At 52.1% G+C, this 20036-nt stretch carries 18 protein-coding genes, 1 tRNA gene and 3 pseudogenes; 10 read left to right on the plus strand and 12 right to left on the minus strand.

Annotated elements, in window-relative coordinates; all coding sequences use genetic code 11:
* Positions 1-106 (plus strand): annotated as a pseudogene (locus tag J4617_RS22840) (hypothetical protein); the annotation flags it as partial.
* 43 nt (positions 107-149) lie between these two features.
* Here the strand turns inward: J4617_RS22840 and narP are convergent.
* On the minus strand, positions 150-797 hold the full coding sequence (narP, locus tag J4617_RS00005) for a nitrate/nitrite response regulator protein NarP (protein WP_001115498.1): 648 nt from the start codon (positions 795-797) through the stop codon (positions 150-152).
* A gap of 729 nt (positions 798-1526) precedes the next feature.
* Between narP and pagL the strand changes: the two genes are divergently transcribed.
* On the plus strand, positions 1527-2090 hold the full coding sequence (gene pagL / locus J4617_RS00010) for a lipid A 3-O-deacylase PagL (protein WP_000281877.1): 564 nt from the start codon (positions 1527-1529) through the stop codon (positions 2088-2090).
* Positions 2091-2281: 191 nt separating this feature from the next.
* Here pagL and J4617_RS00015 read toward each other — a convergent pair whose 3' ends face one another.
* Together J4617_RS00015 and J4617_RS00020 are read right to left on the minus strand one after the other, a co-directional pair.
* The gene (locus J4617_RS00015; RefSeq protein ID WP_001653202.1) at positions 2282-2485 is read right to left on the minus strand and encodes a virulence protein MsgA; all 204 of its coding nucleotides are present in this window, start codon (positions 2483-2485) and stop codon (positions 2282-2284) included.
* Positions 2486-2513: 28 nt separating this feature from the next.
* The gene (locus tag J4617_RS00020; RefSeq protein WP_153260251.1) at positions 2514-2672 is read right to left on the minus strand and encodes a hypothetical protein; all 159 of its coding nucleotides are present in this window, start codon (positions 2670-2672) and stop codon (positions 2514-2516) included.
* A 115-nt stretch (positions 2673-2787) separates the two neighbouring features.
* Here J4617_RS00020 and J4617_RS00025 point away from each other — a divergent pair, with 115 nt between their 5' ends.
* The 3 genes and pseudogenes from J4617_RS00025 to J4617_RS00040 form a co-directional block, all read left to right on the plus strand.
* On the plus strand, positions 2788-3579 hold the full coding sequence (locus J4617_RS00025; RefSeq protein WP_000624225.1) for a tail fiber protein: 792 nt from the start codon (positions 2788-2790) through the stop codon (positions 3577-3579).
* A gap of 668 nt (positions 3580-4247) precedes the next feature.
* Entirely contained in the window at positions 4248-6614 is a 2367-nt protein-coding gene (gene sspH2, locus J4617_RS00035) for an SPI-2 type III secretion system effector E3 ubiquitin transferase SspH2 (RefSeq protein WP_023198577.1), read from the plus strand.
* Positions 6615-6626: 12 nt separating this feature from the next.
* A pseudogene (locus tag J4617_RS00040) lies at positions 6627-6924 on the plus strand (DUF4113 domain-containing protein); the annotation flags it as partial.
* Positions 6925-7180: 256 nt separating this feature from the next.
* On the opposite strand, the pseudogene J4617_RS22845 reads toward J4617_RS00040, so the two are convergent.
* The 4 genes and pseudogenes from J4617_RS22845 to J4617_RS00055 all read right to left on the minus strand — a co-directional run.
* Positions 7181-7279: pseudogene (locus tag J4617_RS22845) on the minus strand (hypothetical protein); the annotation flags it as partial.
* Positions 7235-7311 (minus strand) — tRNA-Pro (locus tag J4617_RS00045). The pseudogene J4617_RS22845 and the gene J4617_RS00045, both read right to left, overlap by 45 nt.
* 73 nt (positions 7312-7384) lie before the next feature.
* Entirely contained in the window at positions 7385-9145 is a 1761-nt protein-coding gene (yejM, locus tag J4617_RS00050) for an LPS biosynthesis-modulating metalloenzyme YejM (protein WP_000256150.1), read from the minus strand.
* 31 nt (positions 9146-9176) lie between these two features.
* Entirely contained in the window at positions 9177-9404 is a 228-nt protein-coding gene (locus J4617_RS00055) for a YejL family protein (RefSeq protein WP_001135904.1), read from the minus strand.
* A gap of 179 nt (positions 9405-9583) precedes the next feature.
* On the opposite strand from J4617_RS00055, the gene yejK reads away from it, so the two are divergent.
* Entirely contained in the window at positions 9584-10591 is a 1008-nt protein-coding gene (gene yejK, locus J4617_RS00060; protein ID WP_000050806.1) for a nucleoid-associated protein YejK, read from the plus strand.
* A gap of 27 nt (positions 10592-10618) precedes the next feature.
* On the plus strand, positions 10619-11239 hold the full coding sequence (locus J4617_RS00065; RefSeq protein ID WP_001618515.1) for a hypothetical protein: 621 nt from the start codon (positions 10619-10621) through the stop codon (positions 11237-11239).
* Between the two features lie 108 nt (positions 11240-11347).
* On the opposite strand, the gene rplY is transcribed toward J4617_RS00065, so the two are convergent.
* Together rplY and J4617_RS00075 are read right to left on the minus strand one after the other, a co-directional pair.
* Positions 11348-11632, minus strand: a complete 285-nt coding sequence (gene rplY / locus J4617_RS00070; protein WP_000494192.1) for a 50S ribosomal protein L25 — start codon at positions 11630-11632, stop codon at positions 11348-11350.
* Between the two features lie 124 nt (positions 11633-11756).
* Positions 11757-13517, minus strand: coding sequence for a DEAD/DEAH box helicase (locus J4617_RS00075; RefSeq protein WP_000578115.1), 1761 nt, complete (start codon positions 13515-13517; stop codon positions 11757-11759).
* 151 nt (positions 13518-13668) lie between these two features.
* Between J4617_RS00075 and rsuA the strand changes: the two genes are divergently transcribed.
* The 3 genes from rsuA to J4617_RS00090 all read left to right on the plus strand — a co-directional run bounded on the left by rsuA (position 13669) and on the right by J4617_RS00090 (position 16317).
* Positions 13669-14364, plus strand: coding sequence for a 16S rRNA pseudouridine(516) synthase RsuA (rsuA, locus tag J4617_RS00080; protein ID WP_001234836.1), 696 nt, complete (start codon positions 13669-13671; stop codon positions 14362-14364).
* A gap of 27 nt (positions 14365-14391) precedes the next feature.
* Positions 14392-15582, plus strand: a complete 1191-nt coding sequence (locus tag J4617_RS00085) for a Bcr/CflA family multidrug efflux MFS transporter (protein WP_000213349.1) — start codon at positions 14392-14394, stop codon at positions 15580-15582.
* 390 nt (positions 15583-15972) lie between these two features.
* Positions 15973-16317, plus strand: a complete 345-nt coding sequence (locus tag J4617_RS00090) for a YejG family protein (protein ID WP_001094639.1) — start codon at positions 15973-15975, stop codon at positions 16315-16317.
* A 3-nt stretch (positions 16318-16320) separates the two neighbouring features.
* Here the strand turns inward: J4617_RS00090 and yejF are convergent, their stop codons facing one another.
* Genes yejF through J4617_RS00105 form a run of 3 tightly spaced genes read right to left on the minus strand, consistent with a single transcriptional unit; the run spans position 16321 to position 20031 of the window.
* Positions 16321-17910 carry a microcin C ABC transporter ATP-binding protein YejF gene (yejF, locus tag J4617_RS00095; protein WP_017466094.1) on the minus strand — a complete coding sequence of 530 codons (1590 nt, stop codon included), beginning with the start codon at positions 17908-17910 and terminating at the stop codon, positions 16321-16323.
* A gap of 1 nt (position 17911) precedes the next feature.
* Positions 17912-18937, minus strand: coding sequence for an ABC transporter permease (locus J4617_RS00100; RefSeq protein ID WP_001137761.1), 1026 nt, complete (start codon positions 18935-18937; stop codon positions 17912-17914).
* Positions 18937-20031, minus strand: coding sequence for a microcin C ABC transporter permease YejB (locus J4617_RS00105; protein WP_000501623.1), 1095 nt, complete (start codon positions 20029-20031; stop codon positions 18937-18939). Before J4617_RS00105 ends, J4617_RS00100 begins: the two co-directional genes overlap by 1 nt.
* Positions 20032-20036: the final 5 nt, after the last annotated feature.

Consider the following 20036-nt stretch of genomic DNA (forward strand, 5'->3'; position numbering starts at 1 on the left):
TGGCGAGGCGGTGGCGGCCTGGGAGATGATGCTGAAGTTACTGCCGGCGGGTGACGCCCGGCGGGCGGTGATAGAGCGCAGTATCCGGCTGGCGCAGGAGAAATAAGACCCTGACGGCCCGGTGGCGCGGCGCCACCGGGCCTGGCTTGTTACTGCATTCCGCGTGTTTGTAAAAATAGAATGGTCGCCGCGACGCGCGAGCGCACGTTTAGCTTGCGAAGTAGATTACGAATGTGCACCTTAACCGTCTGCTCAGAAATATTCAGTACTGACGCAATCTGTTTGTTAGAAAGCCCCTGCGCCAGCTCATGCAAGACATCTAACTCTCGTTCGGTCAGGATACTAAAGGGATCTTCCTGCGCGCCAAACCGTTCACGCTCACGCAGATATTCATTGACCCGATCGCTAAAGACTTTACCGCCGTTAGCGCCTTTGCGAATGGCCTCCAGCAGCACTTCCGGATCGCTATCTTTGAGCAGATAACCGTCGGCGCCGGCGTCGATCAGCGCGTAGATGTCGCTGGCGGAATCCGAGACGGTAAGAATAATAATTTGCGCCGTCACACCATCCCGGCGTAGCGCGTTCAGGGTATCTAACCCGCTCAGACCTTTCATATTCAGATCCAGCAGGATCAGATCGGGCTCAATGCGATTCGCCAGATCGATCGCACTCGCCCCGTCACCCGCTTCGGCAACGACATGAAAAGCCGGGTCCAGTTCCAGTAATTGACGAATACCTCGCCGCATAAGTGGATGGTCGTCCACAATAAGCACCTGAAAAGGTGTTACTTCAGGCATGCTATATCTCCTGAGTTTTATTAGAATGATTATTGTTTTCAGCGCGGAAATCGTCCAGATTTGCCACATTGTCAAGCGCGTAAATTTTACCCTAATTAGTGCATGGGTAAGTAGTAAAACCTGTGACAGGCGAGTAATTAGCTGAACGATAGAAAGGATAAAACAACCCGTTGTGAGAGAAAACAGAATACTCCCTGAAGTTGAATACTGGTCTGGACGCTTTTTTCGGACAATGTGACATAACAGAAGTGTGGCATATGTTGCTGCGCCCTTGCCCCCGTAAGTCCAGACTATCTTTACTGGCAGGAAATTCCTTATTAAAAGTCATAGCGTCTAAAGCTTGTCATTATTAACAAATTATTTTAACTGAATTTATTTATGGTTTTATTAATGTCAATGAAATACATCTGAGCAGAACGAATAAACCGCGACATCTGTTAAATTAAATATTAAGTCAATAGCAGAGGTATTTTTATGCGATAAAGAGATTCTGACGATATTCTTATCATAAATGAAAATGTGGTCAGAAATGAGTGTCATTCACTTATAACTTATCCTGGATGTGCCTGAACAACACTCGCGGCGTTTTGAGCACCCGTTGGGGCGACTCAAGGGGAGAACGTAGTGTGGATGCTATATCAGCCGTTTCTGTGAGCGTAAGCGTGGCGTAGAAAATTTTAAATATGTTAGCCGGTTAAAAATAACTATTGACATTGAAATGGTGGTGGAGTGTATATGAAGAGAATATTTATATATCTATTATTACCTTGTGCATTCGCATGTTCTGCTAATGATAATGTTTTTTTTGGCAAGGGCAACAAGCATCAGATCTCTTTTGCTGCGGGAGAAAGTATAAGAAGAGGAGGGGTTGAGCACTTATATACGGCTTTTCTGACATACAGTGAACCCAGCGATTTTTTCTTTTTACAGGCAAGAAATAATCTGGAGTTAGGAGGATTTAAGGCTAAGGGTAGCGATGATTGCAGTAAACATTCTGGCAGCGTTCCCTGTAATAAATATAACCAGGGCGTATTGGGTATCTCGAAGGATGTGGCGCTGGTTCATTTCGCTGGTATCTATACCGGTATTGGTCTGGGGGCTTATATAAAATCTAAGTCGCGAGATGATATGCGTGTCAATTCTGCATTTACCTTTGGAGAAAAAGCGTTTCTTGGCTGGAACTTTGGGGCTTTTTCTACAGAAGCTTATATCCGGCATTTCTCGAATGGATCACTTACGGATAAAAATTCAGGGCATAATTTTGTAGGTGCTTCAATTAGTTATAATTTCTGAAGTTGAATAACAATTAGCGAGTTGCTGGCTGAAGGAGTAATTAATCACCGTACGTTGTCTACAAAACGTGTTGTGAATAGCCGATCGTTATCGACCCTATGGCGACAGGGAGGCTAATTGTTAGCGACAAAGGCGTGGTAGGCCGTTTACCTTACCAGAACGTTTTATTATTGCTGCGACAGATTGCTTACTCATTTACCTGCCACTGCAAACATTTTTTCCAGTATAGGGTGTAGATGCGCTTTTTCTGTTTTAGTACAAACATGGTTTACGTTAGTTGCCTGCATTGACTTTACTGTGACCACTGCACAGGAAAGATGTCCAATCAGTTCATGCAAAATCAGTTCATGCAAAATAACGTCTCTGGCATCAGCTAACTTTTTAATTGTAGGCATAAAAAAACCAGCCCTGACAGGCTGGTTTTCAAGGGGAATTTTGGTCGGCAGCTTCATCCGCAGCATCTGCGGAGAGCAGCGCAGGTACGGCGACCACAAAAGCCGGGGAGGCATCAGCCAGCGCGGCGTTGGCTGACACAGCCAGAACGGCGGCAGCCGCCTCGTCATCAGCATCGGAGGCATCCACCCACGCCGCCGCATCTGATACCAGCGCATCACTGGCAGCGCAAAGCAGAGCTGCAGCCGGAGAATTGGCAACCAGAGCCGAAGAGGCCGCGAAACGGGCCGAGGATATCGCAGACGTGATTTCCCTGGAAGATGCAAGCCTGACGAAAAAAGGTATCGTTAAATTAAGCAGTGCCACGGACAGTGACAGCGAAGCGCTGGCGGCCACACCAAAGGCGGTAAAAACCGTTATGGGTGAGGTACGGACCAAAGCGCCGCTGGACAGCCCGGCATTCACTGGAACGCCGACCACACCGACGCCGCCAGGCGATGCTAAAGGGCTTCAGACAACAAACGCGGAGTTTGTCCGCAAACTGATTGCCGCGCTGGTTGGTTCCGTACTGGAGCCACTGGACACCCTGCAGGAACTGGCTGACGCGTTGGGAAATGATCCGAACTTTGCCACCACGGTACTGAATAAACTGGCGGGCAAGCAGCCGCTGGACGAAACCCTGACGGCGCTGTCAGGAAAAAGTGTTGACGGTCTTATCGAATACGTTGGTTTGCGAGAAACCATAAGTCGTGCCGCCGATGCATTACAAAAATCACAGAATGGCGGCGATATTCCGGACAAGGATTTGTTTGTGCGTCGTATCGGTGCCGCGCGAGCGTTTGATGGCGCAGTTATTATCGGCTGTGATGATAATCCGTGGACGACGGCGGAGTTTATCGTCTGGCTGGAGTCTCAGGGCGCATTCAATCACCCTTACTGGATGTGTCGTGGCTCCTGGTCTTACGCTTATAACAAAATCATCACGGATACTGGCTGCGGTAATATCTGTCTCGCTGGCGCAGTGATTGAGGTAATGGGAGTGCGTGGCGCGATGACTATTCGGGTGACAACGTCCCATTCAGTATCTGGTTGGTGATACGTGGGTGACAGCCCCAAGTGTATAAGAAGGAATAATTATGACAGCGGAAAAAAAATAAAAAGAACAAACAGTTTTTAAATATTAAAAATTTCATTCCGTATGCACCGGAACCAGATGACACATTATTCGCCGATGCGGCGTATCTTAAATCAGAGGATGGTCAGGACTGGTATGGGTGCCAGCAATTATTTTCAGCAGACACGCTGAAAATTACCTACGACGATAACGATGTTATTACGTGTATTACGCGTGATGTTTCCGGGCTGTGGCCTGCTGGCCAGAGCGTTGCAGAGTTGCCTGATACGGATGAAAACCGTCGCGCTGATATTCATGCTGCTGGCAGTTTAAAGACGGTAAAGTCGTTCAAAGGGTTTATTCGCCGGAAGAGCTGCGCAGGCAGGCAGAATCGAAAATTGAACGCCCGGGCGTTGATACCGGATGATCTGGTCATCGTGGAAAGCGACCCTGAAAAAATCGACACTTTAGCTGTAAAATGACAGTCCCGCCATCCGGTCATCATAACGGATTTTTCTTCTGCACCTTCTGAAGCCCGCCATGTCAGGACGACCATGAATCCGCCGATAACCTTATTGTGAAATTAAGACCAGGAAGAGATGATGTCTGCCGGACAGATACTATATGTAAATTTATAAAGGTTTTTTGTTATGCCCTTTCATATTGGAAGCGGATGTCTTCCCGCCACCATCAGTAACCGTCGCATTTATCGTATTGCCTGGTCTGATACCCCCCCTGAAATGAGTTCCTGGGAAAAAATGAAGGAATTTTTTTGCTCAACGCACCAGACTGAAGCGCTGGAGTGCATCTGGGCGATTTGTCACCCGCCGGCCGGAACGACGCGGGAGGATATGATCAACAGATTTGAACTGCTCAGGACGCTCGCGTATGCCGGATGGGAGGAAAGCATTCATTCCGGCCAGCACGGGGAAAATTACTTCTGTATTCTGGATGAAGACAGTCAGGAGATATTGTCAGTCACCCTTGATGATGCCGGGAACTATACCGTAAATTGCCAGGGGTACAGTGAAACACATCGCCTCACCCTGGACACAGCACAGGGTGAGGAGGGCACAGGACACGCGGAAGGGGCATCCGGGACATTCAGGACATCCTTCCTCCCTGCCACAACGGCTCCACAGACGCCAGCAGAGTATGATGCTGTCTGGTCAGCGTGGAGAAGGGCTGCACCCGCAGAAGAGTCACGCGGCCGTGCAGCAGTGGTACAGAAAATGCGTGCCTGCCTGAATAATGGCAATGCAGTGCTTAACGTGGGAGAATCAGGTCTTACCACCTTGCCAGACTGTTTACCCGCGCATATTACCACACTGGTTATTCCTGATAATAATCTGACCAGCCTGCCGGCGCTGCCGCCAGAACTGCGGACGCTGGAGGTCTCTGGTAACCAGCTGACTAGCCTGCCGGTGCTGCCGCCAGGACTACTGGAACTGTCGATCTTTAGTAACCCGCTGACCCACCTGCCGGCGCTGCCGTCAGGACTATGTAAGCTGTGGATCTTTGGTAATCAACTGACCAGCCTGCCGGTGTTGCCGCCAGGGCTACAGGAGCTGTCGGTATCTGATAACCAACTGGCCAGCCTGCCGGCGCTGCCGTCAGAATTATGTAAGCTGTGGGCCTATAATAACCAGCTGACCAGCCTGCCGACGTTGCCGTCAGGGCTACAGGAGCTGTCGGTATCTGATAACCAACTGGCCAGCCTGCCGACGCTGCCGTCAGAATTATATAAGCTGTGGGCCTATAATAATCGGCTGACCAGCCTGCCGGCGTTGCCGTCAGGACTGAAGGAGCTGATTGTATCTGGTAACCGGCTGACCAGTCTGCCGGTGCTGCCGTCAGAACTGAAGGAGCTGATGGTATCTGGTAACCGGCTGACCAGCCTGCCGATGCTGCCGTCAGGACTACTGTCGCTGTCGGTCTATCGTAACCAGCTGACCCGCCTGCCGGAAAGTCTCATTCATCTGTCTTCAGAGACAACCGTAAATCTGGAAGGGAACCCACTGTCTGAACGTACTTTGCAGGCGCTGCGGGAGATCACCAGCGCGCCTGGCTATTCAGGCCCCATAATACAATTCGATATGGCGGGAGCCTCCGCCCCCCGGGAAACTCGGGCACTGCACCTGGCGGCCGCTGACTGGCTGGTGCCTGCCCGGGAGGGGGAACCGGCTCCTGCAGACAGATGGCATATGTTCGGACAGGAAGATAACGCCGACGCCTTCAGCCTCTTCCTGGACAGACTGAGTGAGACGGAAAACTTCATAAAGGACGCGGGGTTTAAGGCACAGATATCGTCCTGGCTGGCACAACTGGCTGAAGATGAGGCGTTGAGAGCAAACACCTTTGCTATGGCAACAGAGGCAACCTCAAGCTGCGAGGACCGGGTCACATTTTTTTTGCACCAGATGAAGAACGTACAGCTGGTACATAATGCAGAAAAAGGGCAATACGATAACGATCTCGCGGCGCTGGTTGCCACGGGGCGTGAGATGTTCCGTCTGGGAAAACTGGAACAGATTGCCCGGGAAAAGGTCAGAACGCTGGCTCTCGTTGATGAAATTGAGGTCTGGCTGGCGTATCAGAATAAGCTGAAGAAATCACTCGGGCTGACCAGCGTGACGTCAGAAATGCGTTTCTTTGACGTATCCGGCGTGACGGTTACAGACCTTCAGGACGCGGAGCTTCAGGTGAAAGCCGCTGAAAAAAGCGAGTTCAGGGAGTGGATACTGCAGTGGGGGCCGTTACACAGAGTGCTGGAGCGCAAAGCGCCGGAACGCGTTAACGCGCTTCGTGAAAAGCAAATATCGGATTATGAGGAAACGTACCGGATGCTGTCTGACACAGAGCTGAGACCGTCTGGGCTGGTCGGTAATACCGATGCAGAGCGCACTATCGGAGCAAGAGCGATGGAGAGCGCGAAAAAGACATTTTTGGATGGCCTGCGACCTCTTGTGGAGGAGATGCTGGGGAGCTATCTGAACGTTCAGTGGCGTCGTAACTGATGCACCAGGTGAATGAGGTGCGGTGCGACAAAGATATTCCCGGACGAACAACATCAGACAGTACGGATGATGTACAGGTGAAATAGGGGAGACTTCTTCAGTCAGGGCGCGGCGCAACTTTTTCGATGATAACGCGCCGCGCGCCGGTAGCGAGAAGCCGATGGAAGTACTGGATCACCTGAATGCAAAGAAGGGCTGGGGAAAGCTGTACTTTGCCGGGGAGGGTATCCAGCAACAGTGGGCTATGAAGAGAAACATACTGTCATCCCGATATACCACCCGCTATGAAGACCTGCTTCAGGTTAAGTGACAGGTTTACCCTGATTTTCAAATTTCTGATGTGATGGTGTGCCGCAGCCACATTGTATGCAAGAACGGGCTGCGGCAAACTGGCGATCGTTCGATAGTGCGTGTATTGAATAGTTACCAGTCGTGGCGGATTCTACTGGTTAAGGATGACTAATCAATGTATTTAAGTCATCTGTTCAACTTTTCGCGTTGGAGGGAGCTTGAAGTCAATTTGCAGTGACCTTCGATAGCTATTTCACCATCATTTCACCATTTGCAAATTGGATATATAAAAAAACCAGCCCTGGCAGGCTGGCTTTTAAGGGGAATTTTGGTCGGCACGAGAGGATTTGAACCTCCGACCCCCGACACCCCATGACGGTGCGCTACCAGGCTGCGCTACGTGCCGACTTGTGGGTGCTAATACTACCTCTTTCCAACGCGAATGCAAGGGGAAACGGTGCTAACTGATTTATAATTAATCAGTTAGCGATAAAACGTTTCTCTTCTGTTAGCACTTGCAGCAGCAGACTGAGCTGCGGCTTCTGATCTTTGATCTTCTCGCCGTGTAAGTCATAGGTCTGATAATGACCGTTATTATTGAGCACCAGGGTCATTTGCGGCGTCGTGATAGCCAGCGTACTGCCGTCTGCCGCCGTTACCCAGTTATGACGACGTGGAACGGTAAAGATGTCCTGGCCCTGTGAATATTCGTTCGCTGGCGTGCTGACATGTAACAGGCGTTGCATCAACGTGGTCATCACATCGGTATGATCGGTAAGCACATTAATACGCTGCGCAGGCGTCCCCGGCCAGTGGATCACCAGCGGTACTTGCAGATGACCTTGCGACCAGTCGAAGCGATTTTCTTCCGGCGTCAACGGTATGCCGCGTCCTGCGGTAATGATCACGACAGTATTGTCGAATTTACCGGCCTCTCGCAGCGCGTTCAGAACCCGATTGATTTGCGCATCCACGTCGCTGGCGGCACTGGCGTAACGCTTAACAAAATTTTTCTGGTTACTGTCATCAATGTTAGTACCGTTAAACGATATCCATGAGAACCAGCGGTTATCTTCCTGTGCGTAGCGCCCAAGCCAGTCTATCCACTGGCTGGCCGTTTGCGCATCAGACTGCGTTTGCGCTGCCGGCATCGAGAAATCGGACAGTAATGCCTGACGATAAAGCGGGCTGGCGAAGCCATCTGAAGAAAACAGTCCCAGTTGGTAGCCTTGCTGATTCAAGGCGGTAATGAGCGCCGCAGGGGTTCTGGTGGATAACACGCCATCCATATAGCCTGGCGATATGCCATAGAACAGGCCGAAAATACCGTTATCAGTGGTATTCCCTGAACTCATATGACGGGTGAAGTCGATGTTTTGCTCGGCAAATGTAGCCAGCTCCGGCATCTGCTTCTCAAAGCGAGAATAGTTCAGGCCGTCTACGGTAATGAGCAGCACATTCTGACCGGTGCCCATATCGCGATAGTGCAAATTGCTGAGCGGGTACTGTACGGAGACCGCTTCCGGATTGCCTTGCTCTACCAGACGGCGCTGATATTCCTGCGCATCCAGCAGACCGTGTTTTTCAAGAAAACGTCGCGCCGTCATCGGATAAGAGAGCGGCAGGTTTGCCCGCTGCATGGTAATCGGCCGGTAAAAATTAGCATCTGCCCAGATGTAGATAAGATGCGATGCGATAAAGGAGACGAAAAAGAATGCCGCAAGCGGCCTTGCGAAATGGCGACGGCGCGTGAGACTGCGCAGCTTTTGCCAACTCCATGTCGCAAATAGCATCTCAATCAATAAGATAACCGGCACGCTAATAAACATAAGCTGCCAGTCGCGCGCCATTTCGTTCTGGTCAGGGTTGATGACCAGCTCCCAGACAATGGGGTTAAGATGCAGGTGAAAACGGGTAAAGACTTCGCTGTCGATAAGCAACAACGTCATACCTGCGGTCGCCAGTATGGCTGATAAAAACCGCATCAGCCGCTGGGACATCACGATAAACGTGAGCGGAAAAAGAATAAGCAAATAGGTGGCGAACACCAGAAAGCTAAAGTGTCCGACAATGCTCAGGTAGGAGTATATGCGACCCGCAAGCGTTGTCGGCCAGTCGGCGACAAACAGGTAACGGCTGCCGAGCAACGTAGCCAACAGTATATTAAACAGAGCGAACCAGTGCCCCCAGCTAACCATCTGGGAGACTTTTTCACGGTAGCGCTGACGATGAGTTACCATACCTGTCGCTTGTTTCTCCGGAGTCGGCTTTTTAGTGTGCGTTGTCTTCGCTAATCGAAGACTGCAAGGCGCGGGCAAAAGAGTTCGCAATCGCCTGGCGTTGAGCCGGCGCCACGCTGGTGTTGATAAGGTTGGTGACCATATTTCCCAGCACCATCAGGGAAAGATCGGTCGGCGCCTTATGTTTTTCCAGTACACTGAGCAGTTCGCTCAGCAGTTGTTCAACATGTTCATCACTATAGCGGGAGAGTTGTGGCATAAATCAAAATCTGTTTGTTCATGAAAGGGCAACATATTACCGTAGCAACAGTTTTTTTTCTGCATTTTTATCCCCTAAATCATTCGCGTTACGGATAACGCCTGAAATGACAGGGCGATTGCTTGCGTCTTCCGGCAGGCGGTGGTTGAATACCGCCCGGTCTTAAAGGAGAGTTTATCATGAGTCTGGATATCAACCAGATTGCCCTGCACCAGCTTATCAAGCGCGATGAGCAAAATCTTGAGCTGGTCTTGCGCGATTCATTGCTGGAGCCGACAACCACCGTTGTCGAGATGGTGGCTGAACTGCATCGGGTCTATAGCGCCAAGAATAAGGCGTATGGCCTGTTTAATGAAGAGAGTGAACTGGCGCAAGCGCTGCGGTTGCAACGTCAGGGGGAAGAAGATTTTCTTGCCTTTAGCCGGGCGGCGACCGGACGCCTGCGTGACGAACTGGCGAAATATCCCTTTGCGGACGGCGGCATTGTATTGTTCTGCCATTATCGTTACCTGGCGGTGGAGTATCTGCTGGTTACGGTACTGAACAACCTGAGCAGTATGCGGGTCAATGAAAATCTGGACATTAACCCGACGCATTATCTTGATATTAACCATGCGGATATCGTGGCGCGTATCGATCTTACCGAGTGGGAAACTAATCCGCAATCGACCCGCTACCTGACGTTCCTGAAAGGTCGGGTAGGGCGCAAGGTCGCTGACTTCTTTATGGATTTCCTCGGCGCCAGCGAAGGGTTGAACGCCAAAGCGCAGAATCGCGGCCTGTTGCAGGCAGTGGATGATTTCACCGCAGAAGCGCAGTTGGATAAAGCAGAACGTCAGAACGTGCGTCAGCAGGTGTACAGCTACTGCAACGAGCAGTTACAAGCCGGGGAAGAGATTGAGCTGGAATCGCTGTCTAAAGAGCTTTCCGGCGTCAGTGAAGTCAGCTTCAGCGAATTTACCGCCGAAAAAGGCTATGAGCTGGAAGAGAGCTTCCCGGCGGATCGCAGTACGCTGCGCCAGCTAACCAAATATGCCGGCAGCGGCGGCGGGTTAACGATTAACTTTGATGCGATGCTACTGGGCGAGCGGATTTTCTGGGACCCGGCGACCGATACCCTGACTATCAAAGGGACGCCGCCGAATCTGCGCGACCAGTTGCAGCGACGCACGTCGGGCGGGAAATAAAGGCATACGACATAAAAGGACGCCGTAGTGAGTAAAGGAATACGTCAGAAGCCGCCTGTTAATTTCAGTTTATTTCGGCAGGTTTTGTATGCGCACATTGTCGCATTTTTGATGATGTTGATGCTCGGCATGGTGTTCACCGTTCTCTCGTTGGTACTGTTTTATACTTATGGCGCCAACTGGTTACTGAGCTTGTTCATATGCCCGCTGTTCTTGTTAAGTGGTTTATCCATTACTGGATTTGCTTTTAAATCAACCTGGTCCAGCATACGTTACTATTACGACAAGGGGCAGTTGAAACGGTATGGACTCAATCTTGATGCAACTTTGACGCATAAAGAGAAGGTGGAAATACGCATCGATAATGCAAAGCGTCAAGTGCGTGTAGATGAACTGGAGCTCCATGTCTTATTTGATTTTCAGTTTGATAGCAAGACATGGAGCTGCGGCGACTTACTGACCAATGAAAAGGTATTTGATGCGTTGAATGACGGGCAAACGATACCAATACGAATTTTGCCATGGAAACCAGAAAGTGCCAGCGTTCGACAACGGGCATTATTCAATCGGCTTAAAGGTATGAATACCGCGGCGGAAACTACAGATCCTCGATTAGGGGAGGCGCTAATTGAATATGGCGAGGTGTAAGAAAGCAGAAAAGCAAAGTGGGTTCTCGTTGCTCTGCATGTCGTCAAATTCAATTAAACGCATAAAAAAACCCCGCCGGGGCGGGGTTTTTCTTCAACTTCCAGGCGATTACGCGCGAACGAAGTCGATGTGAGTCAGCTTCGGTTTGTAAGCGTGACGCTGTACAGCCTGAGCTTTAACTTTTACTTCTTTACCGTCAACAACGAGGGTCAGAACTTCGCTGTAGAATTCAGCTTTAGCTTGCATGTTCATCACCTGGTCGTGGTCCAGTTCGATAGCAATCGGGGCTTCAGAACCGCCGTAGATGATTGCCGGGAACTTGTTAGCGGCGCGCAGGCGGCGGCTCGCACCCTTACCCTGCTCTTTACGTACTTCTGCGTTGATAGTAAACATTTAAATCTCTCTTTAATAATTCCTGCTACAGGCGACCCAGCAACAGGTAAGTGATCTGCTTTGCGTATGCAAAGGCGGGCGGGATTCTATACTCAAATCGCCGTTACATCAATGAAAAGTACAATTAACCACGTAATTCGTGCGCCCGGCGGAAGCGGCCTTCATAGTCGAACACTTTTTCACGCACCTGCCAGTACTGGCCTTTCATCCGCGCGACCACAAAATCGGGATGCCGCAACAGCGCCTGCTGCGCGACAATATCCGCCGCCGTGATCCAGCGTAAAGGAACGCCGGGCGTGCGGGTATGCGGGCGAATAAATAGCTGTTCGAAAGCGGTACGCTGGGCGGGCGTGTGCAAGCGGAAGCGCTCACTGACATCCGCGCCGTCCTCGTCATAGTAAGTGATTTTCAGCCATTCGCCTTTCTCATCCTGCCCATGCTGCATCGTCATTCCGCTACAGCGCAGGACTAACGCATCCTTGAGCCTGAGCGCCGCTTTTAACATATCGTCCGGGTCGACCAGAATAGCGTCACATTCCCGGCAGCGTCGGGCGGCAATATCGTTTTCGGCATTACACTGCGGGCAGTTTTTGAAGCGAAAGCGAAAATCGCACTGCTCGCGATGGCCGTCGTCATCGTCAAACCAGCCCTGGCAGCGACGGCCAAAGTGTTCAATCAGCGTGCCGTCGGCAGTGGTTTTCCCCCAGAAGGTGTTGGCAAAGCCGCAGGCCGGGCAAAATACCTGGACAGGGACGTTATCGCTTTTTCCCTTCGGGCTACCGACCTCCGGGGCATACAGGTCGTGCGGGTTGCCTGCGTAATCAAGAATCAGGCAATCGGTCTTTCCCGGCGCAAGGCGCAGACCACGCCCGACAATTTGTTGGTAAAGACTAACTGACTCGGTGGGACGTAGAATCGCGATGAGATCAACGTGTGGGGCGTCAAAGCCGGTGGTCAGCACCGAGACGTTAACCAGATAGCGAAAACGCTGCGCCTTGAAATTATCAATCAGCGCGTCGCGCTCGGGCCCTGGCGTATCGCCGGTAATCAGCGCCGCGTCGTCCGCCGGAAGCAGACCGACAATCTCTTTCGCATGTTCGACCGTGGCGGCGAAAATCATCACGCCTTTGCGCGTTTGCGCAAATTCCATAATCTGGCTGATGATGTGCGGCGTAATCCGCTGCTGCTTTTTCAGCTCACGGTTCAGGTCGGCTTCGCTGAACAGCCCATTGCTTTGGGCCTGCAGGCGGCTGAAATCGTATTGGACCACTGGCATATCAAGCCGCTCAGGCGGCGTCAGATAGCCGTGTTTAATCATATAGCGCAGCGGCAGTTCATAAATACAGTCGCGAAACAGCGCGTTGTCGTTGCCGCGCACCATACCGTGGTAATGAAATTGATAAATCCAGCCTTTTCCGAGGCGGAAGGGCGTGGCGGTGAGTCCAAGCAGACGTAAGTGAGGATTAACTTTACTCAGGTGAGTGAGGATTTGCTGATACTGACTGTCTTCATCGTCACCGATGCGGTGGCATTCATCGACAATCAACAGCGAAAACTCCTCCTGGAAGGCGTCAAGATTACGCGCCACCGACTGTACGCTGCCGAACACGACTTTGCCCTGACTCTCTTTACGTTTGAGTCCGGCGGCGAAAATATCCGCTTCCAGCCCCAGCGCGCAATATTTGGCGTGGTTCTGCGCGACCAGCTCTTTCACATGCGCCAGCACCAGTACCCGTCCGCGGGCGACGCGCGCCAGTTCGGCGATCACCAGGCTTTTACCTGCGCCGGTCGGCAGAACAATCACGGCGGGCGTACGGTGGCGGCGAAAGTGGCTGAGCGTGGCGTCTACGGCTTCTTGCTGGTAGGGGCGGAGTGTAAAAATCATGGTCTCACTACGTTAAACGGTTCCGGGAATAGTATGCCATGAATCATTTCCCTTGAGGGATATAGTTAGCCCGCTATACTGAGCGGATAGCAATTCCCTTTTTTCGGGTAGAATGCCCGATTTCCGTATTATTACAGGCTAAATCACACACATGCGACTTGATAAATTTATCGCTCAGCAGCTTGGCGTCAGCCGCGCTATTGCCGGGCGTGAAATTCGTGGTAACCGCGTTACCGTCGATGGCGACATCATTAAAAATGCGGCCTTCAAACTGCTCCCGGAACATGCGGTTGCGTATGACGGCAATCCCTTAGCGCAGCAACACGGGCCACGCTATTTTATGCTTAACAAGCCGCAGGGATACGTTTGTTCAACCGATGATCCCGATCATCCAACGGTGCTGTATTTCCTGGATGAGCCGGTGGCGTATAAGCTGCATGCCGCAGGACGTCTGGATATCGATACTACCGGTCTGGTGTTAATGACAGATGACGGTCAGTGGTCGCACCGCATTACGTCGCCGCGCCATCACTGTGAAAAAACCTATCTGGTGACCCTGGAGTCGCCGGTGGCCGACGATACGGCAGCGCAATTTGCGAAAGGCGTGCAGTTGCATAATGAAAAAGATCTCACTAAACCCGCTACGCTGGAGGTGATAACGCCTGTGCAGGTCCGTCTGACCATCAGCGAAGGCCGTTATCATCAGGTGAAGCGGATGTTTGCCGCAGTAGGCAATCGCGTTGTGGAACTGCACCGCGAACGGATTGGCGCCATTACGCTGGATGAGAATCTGGCTCCCGGCGAGTACCGCCCGTTGACTGAAGAAGAAATCGCCAGCGTCGGCTAACTATCTCGTTAATTTCAGGAGTTCGATGTGACCACCCGGCAGCACTCTTCCTTTGCCATTGTCTTTATCCTTGGCCTGTTGGCCATGTTAATGCCGCTGTCGATTGATATGTATCTTCCTGCGCTGCCGGTGATTTCTGCGCAATTCGGCGTGCCTGCCGGTAGCGCGCAGATGACGCTCAGCACCTATATTCTGGGGTTTGCGCTGGGTCAGCTTATCTATGGACCGATGGCGGATAGCCTCGGGCGTAAGCCGGTCATCCTGGGCGGGACGCTGGTATTTGCCGCTGCGGCGGTCGCCTGTGCGTTGGCGCAGACTATCGATCAACTGATCGTGATGCGTTTCTTTCACGGTTTGGCGGCTGCGGCGGCAAGCGTCGTCATCAATGCGCTGATGCGGGATATTTATCCAAAGGAAGAGTTTTCGCGCATGATGTCATTTGTCATGCTGGTCACTACGATAGCGCCGTTAATGGCGCCCATTGTTGGCGGCTGGGTGTTGGTATGGTTAAGCTGGCACTATATCTTCTGGATACTGGCCATTGCGGCGATTCTGGCGTCAGTCATGATCTTTGCTTTGATTAAAGAGACGCTGCCCGTTGAGCGGCGTCAGCCTTTTCATATTCGTACCACAATAGGTAACTTTGCCGCGTTGTTTCGCCACAAACGCGTACTGAGCTATATGCTGGCGAGCGGGTTTAGTTTTGCCGGTATGTTCTCTTTTTTGAGCGCGGGGCCGTTTGTTTATATCGAAATTAATCATGTTCCGCCGCAGGATTTCGGCTACTACTTCGCGTTGAACATCGTATTTCTGTTTGTGATGACGATTATCAACAGCCGTTTTGTCAGACGGGTAGGGGCGCTAAACATGTTTCGGGCCGGGCTATGGATTCAGTTTGCGATGGCGGTGTGGATGGTTTTCAGCGCGCTGATGGGCATTGGATTCTGGGCGCTGGTGGTTGGCGTTGCGGCGTTTGTCGGCTGTGTGTCGATGGTTTCGTCCAATGCGATGGCGGTCATTTTGGATGAGTTTCCGCATATGGCCGGAACGGCGTCTTCGTTGGCGGGCACTTTCCGCTTTGGTATTGGCGCTATCGTCGGCGCGTTGCTGTCGCTGGCTACCTTTACCAGTGCGTGGCCGATGATCTGGTCGATTGCGCTTTGCGCCGCCTGTTCCATTCTGTTTTATCTCTACGCCAGCCGTCCCAAAAAACGGTGACGGGCGCGCTGCCCCTCAATGGCGCCGAAGAATGCGCAGGCGGCGTTGGGGGACGCTATCCGCTACACGATGGCAAAGCCAAACGGCTTTCATAGTTGATGTATATCAATTACCAATTCATCATTTTCCTCCTTTATGTTTATTTTATGTAAAATCCATTTATGTAAAAAGTCACATCATTGTAGTTAAAAAGGTTGAGTTAGATCGCAGAAACGGGTACATATAGCCCGCCGCTATCTCCGCGTCGGTAAAACTATTTTAACTCCCGCTTGCTGTAGAGCCACTGACGGAGAGAAGGGCGTTAGCAATCTGTTTAAGGACGGGTTGTCAATGATGTGTTAATATAAATGTAAGTAAATTGTGAAGTAATTGTGCTTCCGGGGAAAGAAAGTGAATACATTACAGCTCTCAATTGTTCACCGTCTGCCGCAAAACTATCGCTGGTCGGCGGGTTTTGCGGGGTCAAAGGTTGAACCGATTCCGCAAAACGGGCAGAGCACCGAGAATAGTCTGGTGGCGCTTAAACTGTTGAGTCCGGCAGGCGATAGCGCGTGGTCAGTGATGCATAAGCTCAGCCAGGCGCTAAGCGATATTGAAGTTCCTTGCTCCGTGCTGGAGTGCGAAGGGGAGCCGTGCCTGTTCGTTAATCGTCAGGATGAGTTTGCCGCCACCTGTCGGCTGAAAAATTTCGGCGTGGCGATAGCGGAACCTTTTTCTAACAATAATCCTTTTTAGGCGTCAGCTTAACGCGAGTAGCTGACGCGTATAGGCCTGTTGCGGTGCGGTAAACACGCGCTCGCATTGCCCCTGTTCAACCACCTCCCCCTGCCGTAGCACAATAACCTGATGGCACAGCGCGCGTACTACATGCAGATCGTGGCTAATGAAGATATAGGCCAGACGGTGCTTTTGCTGGAGCGATTTCAGGAGGGCAAGAATCTGCGCCTGAACGGTTTTATCCAGCGATGAGGTCGGTTCATCCAGAATAATAAGCGACGGTTTTAAAATCAGTGCCCTGGCGACGGCGATACGTTGACGCTGGCCGCCGGAAAACTCAGCGGGGTAACGATGCCGCGTTTCCGGGTCCAGGCCGACTTCCATCATGACCGCTTTCACCTGCTGTTCGCGCTGCGCGCCTGAAAGCGTAGGCTGGTGGACGCGCAGGCCTTCTTCGATAATTTGCAATACGTTTAAACGCGGGTTTAGCGATGAGTTCGGGTCCTGGAATACGACCTGGATACGGTGGCGAACAGGTAAAAGCTGGCGGCGGTTTAACGTATCCAGCGATTGACCGTCAAACACGATGCGGCCTTCGGAGCGGATAAGCCGTAACAGCGCCAGACCGGTGGTGCTTTTTCCCGATCCTGACTCGCCGACCAGACCCAGCGTTTCGCCTGGATGCAGGGTGAAACTGATATTGTTAACCACCACATTATGATCCACGACGCGCTTCAGAATGCCTTTGCGGATTGGGAAGGCGACGCGCAGCTTGTCCACTTCCAGCAACGGCGCCTGCCCGGCGGGGAGCGGAACCGGATCGCCAGTGGGTTCGCTGTTGAGTAGTTTTTGCGTGTACGGATGGGTCGGCGCGGAGAGCAGCGTGTCGGCGCGTTGGTTCTCTACGCACTTGCCGTGTTGCATTACCGCCACTGAATCCGCCAGTTTTTTTACAATGCTGAGGTTATGGGTGATAAACAGCAATCCCATATTGAGCTCGCGCTGGAGTTCCCGCAGTAGAGATAAGATCTGCGCCTGTACGGAGACGTCGAGGGCGGTGGTCGGCTCATCGGCGATCAGTAATTCCGGCTGTGTTAACAGCGCCATGGCTATCATGACGCGCTGGCGTTCGCCGCCGGAAAGCTGATGCGGATAATCGCGCAGACGCTGGCTCGCCTGGCGGATACCGACCCGATCCAGACAACCGATCATCTCCGCCCTTGCCGCCTCCCGACGCATTCCCCGATGGAGCGACAGCACTTCATAGAGCTGTTTTTCCAGCGTATGCAGTGGGTTAAGTGAAACCATCGGTTCCTGAAAAATCATGGCGATTTTATTGCCGCGCACGCCGCGTAACGTCTGCTCGCTGGCATGAAGCAATGATTCGCCGTGAAAGCGAATATCGCCGGAGAGGTAGACGGCGGGAGGGGTAGGCAAAAGACGCAGAATGGAAAGCGCCGTCACGCTTTTCCCTGACCCTGACTCGCCGACCAGCGCCAGCGTTTCCCCGGCGTTCACCTGTAACGAAATGGCGTTAACGACAGGGCGCACGTGCTGTTGCTGACGGAAACCTACCGATAAATTTTCAATCGCAAGCAATGGAGATGTCATCTTATACCGCCTTAGCAGGATCAAAGGCGTCGCGTACCGCTTCGCCGATAAAAATCAGCAGCGATAGCAGAATGGCGACAGACAGAAAGGCGGCGATCCCCAGCCAGGGAGCCTGTAAGTTGTTTTTCCCCTGTAAAAGAAGTTCGCCGAGAGAAGGGGAGCCAAGCGGCAGACCGAATCCCAGAAAATCCAGCGACGTCAGGGTGGTGATGGAGCTACATAAAATGAACGGTAAAAATGTCAGGGTAGCGACCATCGCATTAGGCAACATATGGCGCAGGATAATGTCACGATCGCTGACGCCAAGCGCCTGCGCGGCGCGGATATAGTCAAAATTGCGGGTCCGTAAAAACTCGGCGCGCACCACGCCCACCAGACTCATCCAGCCAAACAGCACGGTTATGGCCAGCAGCCACCAGAAGTTAGGCTGCACTACGCTGGAAAGTAAAATAATCAGAAACAGGGTCGGCATCCCCGACCAGACTTCGATGAGACGTTGTCCCCATAAATCGACTTTGCCGCCATAATAGCCCTGTAGCGCGCCCGCCAGTACGCCCATGACGCTGGAGCAAATCGTTAACATCAGGCCGAATAAAATAGAAATGCGGGTGCCGTACAGGATGCGGGCGAAAACGTCGCCGCCATTCGCATCGGTGCCCAGCCAGTTTTTCGCCGAAGGCGGGGAGGGGAAAGGCTGCGTGGTGGCAAAATTAATGGTATTGGCACCAAAGCGTACGGGGGCCCACAACACCCAGCCCCGATTCTCAAGCTGCCGTTGTAGCCAGGGGTCCTGATAATCCGCCGTTGTCGCCAGCGGGCCGCCGAAATCGCGCTCGCTGTAATTTTTTACCAGCGGAAAATACCACTGGCCTTCATAGCGCACCAGCAATGGCTTATCGTTAGCAATCAGTTCCGCGCATAAGCTCAGGCTGAACACGACCAGGAAAATCCATAGTGACCAGTAGCCCCGGCGATTATGGCGGAAACGCGCCCAGCGGGCCTGATTGACCGGGCTTAATCGCGGCATTATCGTCCCTCAAAATCAATGCGTGGATCGACCAGCGTATAGCTGATATCGCTCAGGATATTCAGTAATAAGCCAATCAGGGTAAAGATATAAAGCGTACCGAACATCACCGGATAGTCGCGCGAAACGGTTGCTTCATAACCCAGCAGCCCCAGGCCGTTGAGCGAGAACATGACTTCAATTAGCAGCGAGCCGGTGAAAAACATACTGATAAAAGTGGCGGGAAACCCGGCGATCACCAGCAGCATGGCGTTACGAAAAACATGTTTCCAGAGAATGTTTTTTTCACTCACGCCTTTAGCGCGAGCGGTAACGACATACTGTTTACGCACCTCGTCGAGAAACGAATTTTTCGTCAGCATCGTCAGGGCGGCAAAACCGCCGATGACGGTCGCCAACACCGGCAGCGTAATATGCCACAAATAATCGGTGATTTTCTGGTACCACGGTAATGTGTCAAAGTTGGCTGAGACCAGGCCACGTAGCGGAAAGATATCGTAGTAGCTGCCGCCGGCAAAAAAGACGATTAATAAAATAGCGAACAGAAAGGCGGGGATCGCATAACCAATAATGATAAACGCGCTGCTCCACACATCAAAGCGACTGCCGTTATGGACGGCTTTGCGAATCCCCAGCGGGATAGACACCAGATAAATAATCAGCGTGCTCCATAATCCCAGGGTAATGGAGACGGGAAGGCTATCTTTGATCAGCGTTAGTACGGATGCGCTGCGAAACAGACTGTCGCCGAAGTCAAAAGAGAGATAGTCCCGTAGCATCTTGAAATAACGCTCATGCAGCGGTTTGTCGAAGCCGTAGCGATGGGTGATCTCCGCGATCACCTCCGGATCGAGTCCCCGGCCGCCGCGATAATGGCTGTCGCTGATATTGCCGACGCCGGTTTGCGCATGACTGGCGCGAACGCCTTCGCCGCTGGCGCCGGGCAACGCGCCGCCCTGGCCAAATTCAATCGCGGCAATCGCCTGATCGACAGGGCCGCCGGGAGCGATCTGCACGATAAAAAAGTTAATGGTAATAATGGCCCATAGCGTGGGGATCACCAGTAACAGACGGCGGATAAGATAGGCGCCCATTGATT

It is taken from the genome of Salmonella sp. 32010601201800023SM (genome assembly GCF_017572235.1).
GTDB lineage: Bacteria > Pseudomonadota > Gammaproteobacteria > Enterobacterales > Enterobacteriaceae > Salmonella > Salmonella enterica.

Excerpts from the sequence above, each read along its gene's own strand:
- J4617_RS00105 (WP_000501623.1), bottom strand. The coding sequence starts at position 20,031 with ATGGGCGCCTATCTTATCCGCCGTCTGTTACTGGTGATCCCCACGCTA.
- yejM (WP_000256150.1), bottom strand. The coding sequence starts at position 9,145 with ATGGTAACTCATCGTCAGCGCTACCGTGAAAAAGTCTCCCAGATGGTT.
- yejK (WP_000050806.1), top strand. The coding sequence starts at position 9,584 with ATGAGTCTGGATATCAACCAGATTGCCCTGCACCAGCTTATCAAGCGC.
- J4617_RS00055 (WP_001135904.1), bottom strand. The coding sequence starts at position 9,404 with ATGCCACAACTCTCCCGCTATAGTGATGAACATGTTGAACAACTGCTG.
- sspH2 (WP_023198577.1), top strand. The coding sequence starts at position 4,248 with ATGCCCTTTCATATTGGAAGCGGATGTCTTCCCGCCACCATCAGTAAC.
- rsuA (WP_001234836.1), top strand. The coding sequence starts at position 13,669 with ATGCGACTTGATAAATTTATCGCTCAGCAGCTTGGCGTCAGCCGCGCT.
- rplY (WP_000494192.1), bottom strand. The coding sequence starts at position 11,632 with ATGTTTACTATCAACGCAGAAGTACGTAAAGAGCAGGGTAAGGGTGCG.
- narP (WP_001115498.1), bottom strand. The coding sequence starts at position 797 with ATGCCTGAAGTAACACCTTTTCAGGTGCTTATTGTGGACGACCATCCA.
- J4617_RS00075 (WP_000578115.1), bottom strand. The coding sequence starts at position 13,517 with ATGATTTTTACACTCCGCCCCTACCAGCAAGAAGCCGTAGACGCCACG.
- J4617_RS00100 (WP_001137761.1), bottom strand. The coding sequence starts at position 18,937 with ATGCCGCGATTAAGCCCGGTCAATCAGGCCCGCTGGGCGCGTTTCCGC.
- J4617_RS00015 (WP_001653202.1), bottom strand. The coding sequence starts at position 2,485 with ATGCCTACAATTAAAAAGTTAGCTGATGCCAGAGACGTTATTTTGCAT.
- yejF (WP_017466094.1), bottom strand. The coding sequence starts at position 17,910 with ATGACATCTCCATTGCTTGCGATTGAAAATTTATCGGTAGGTTTCCGT.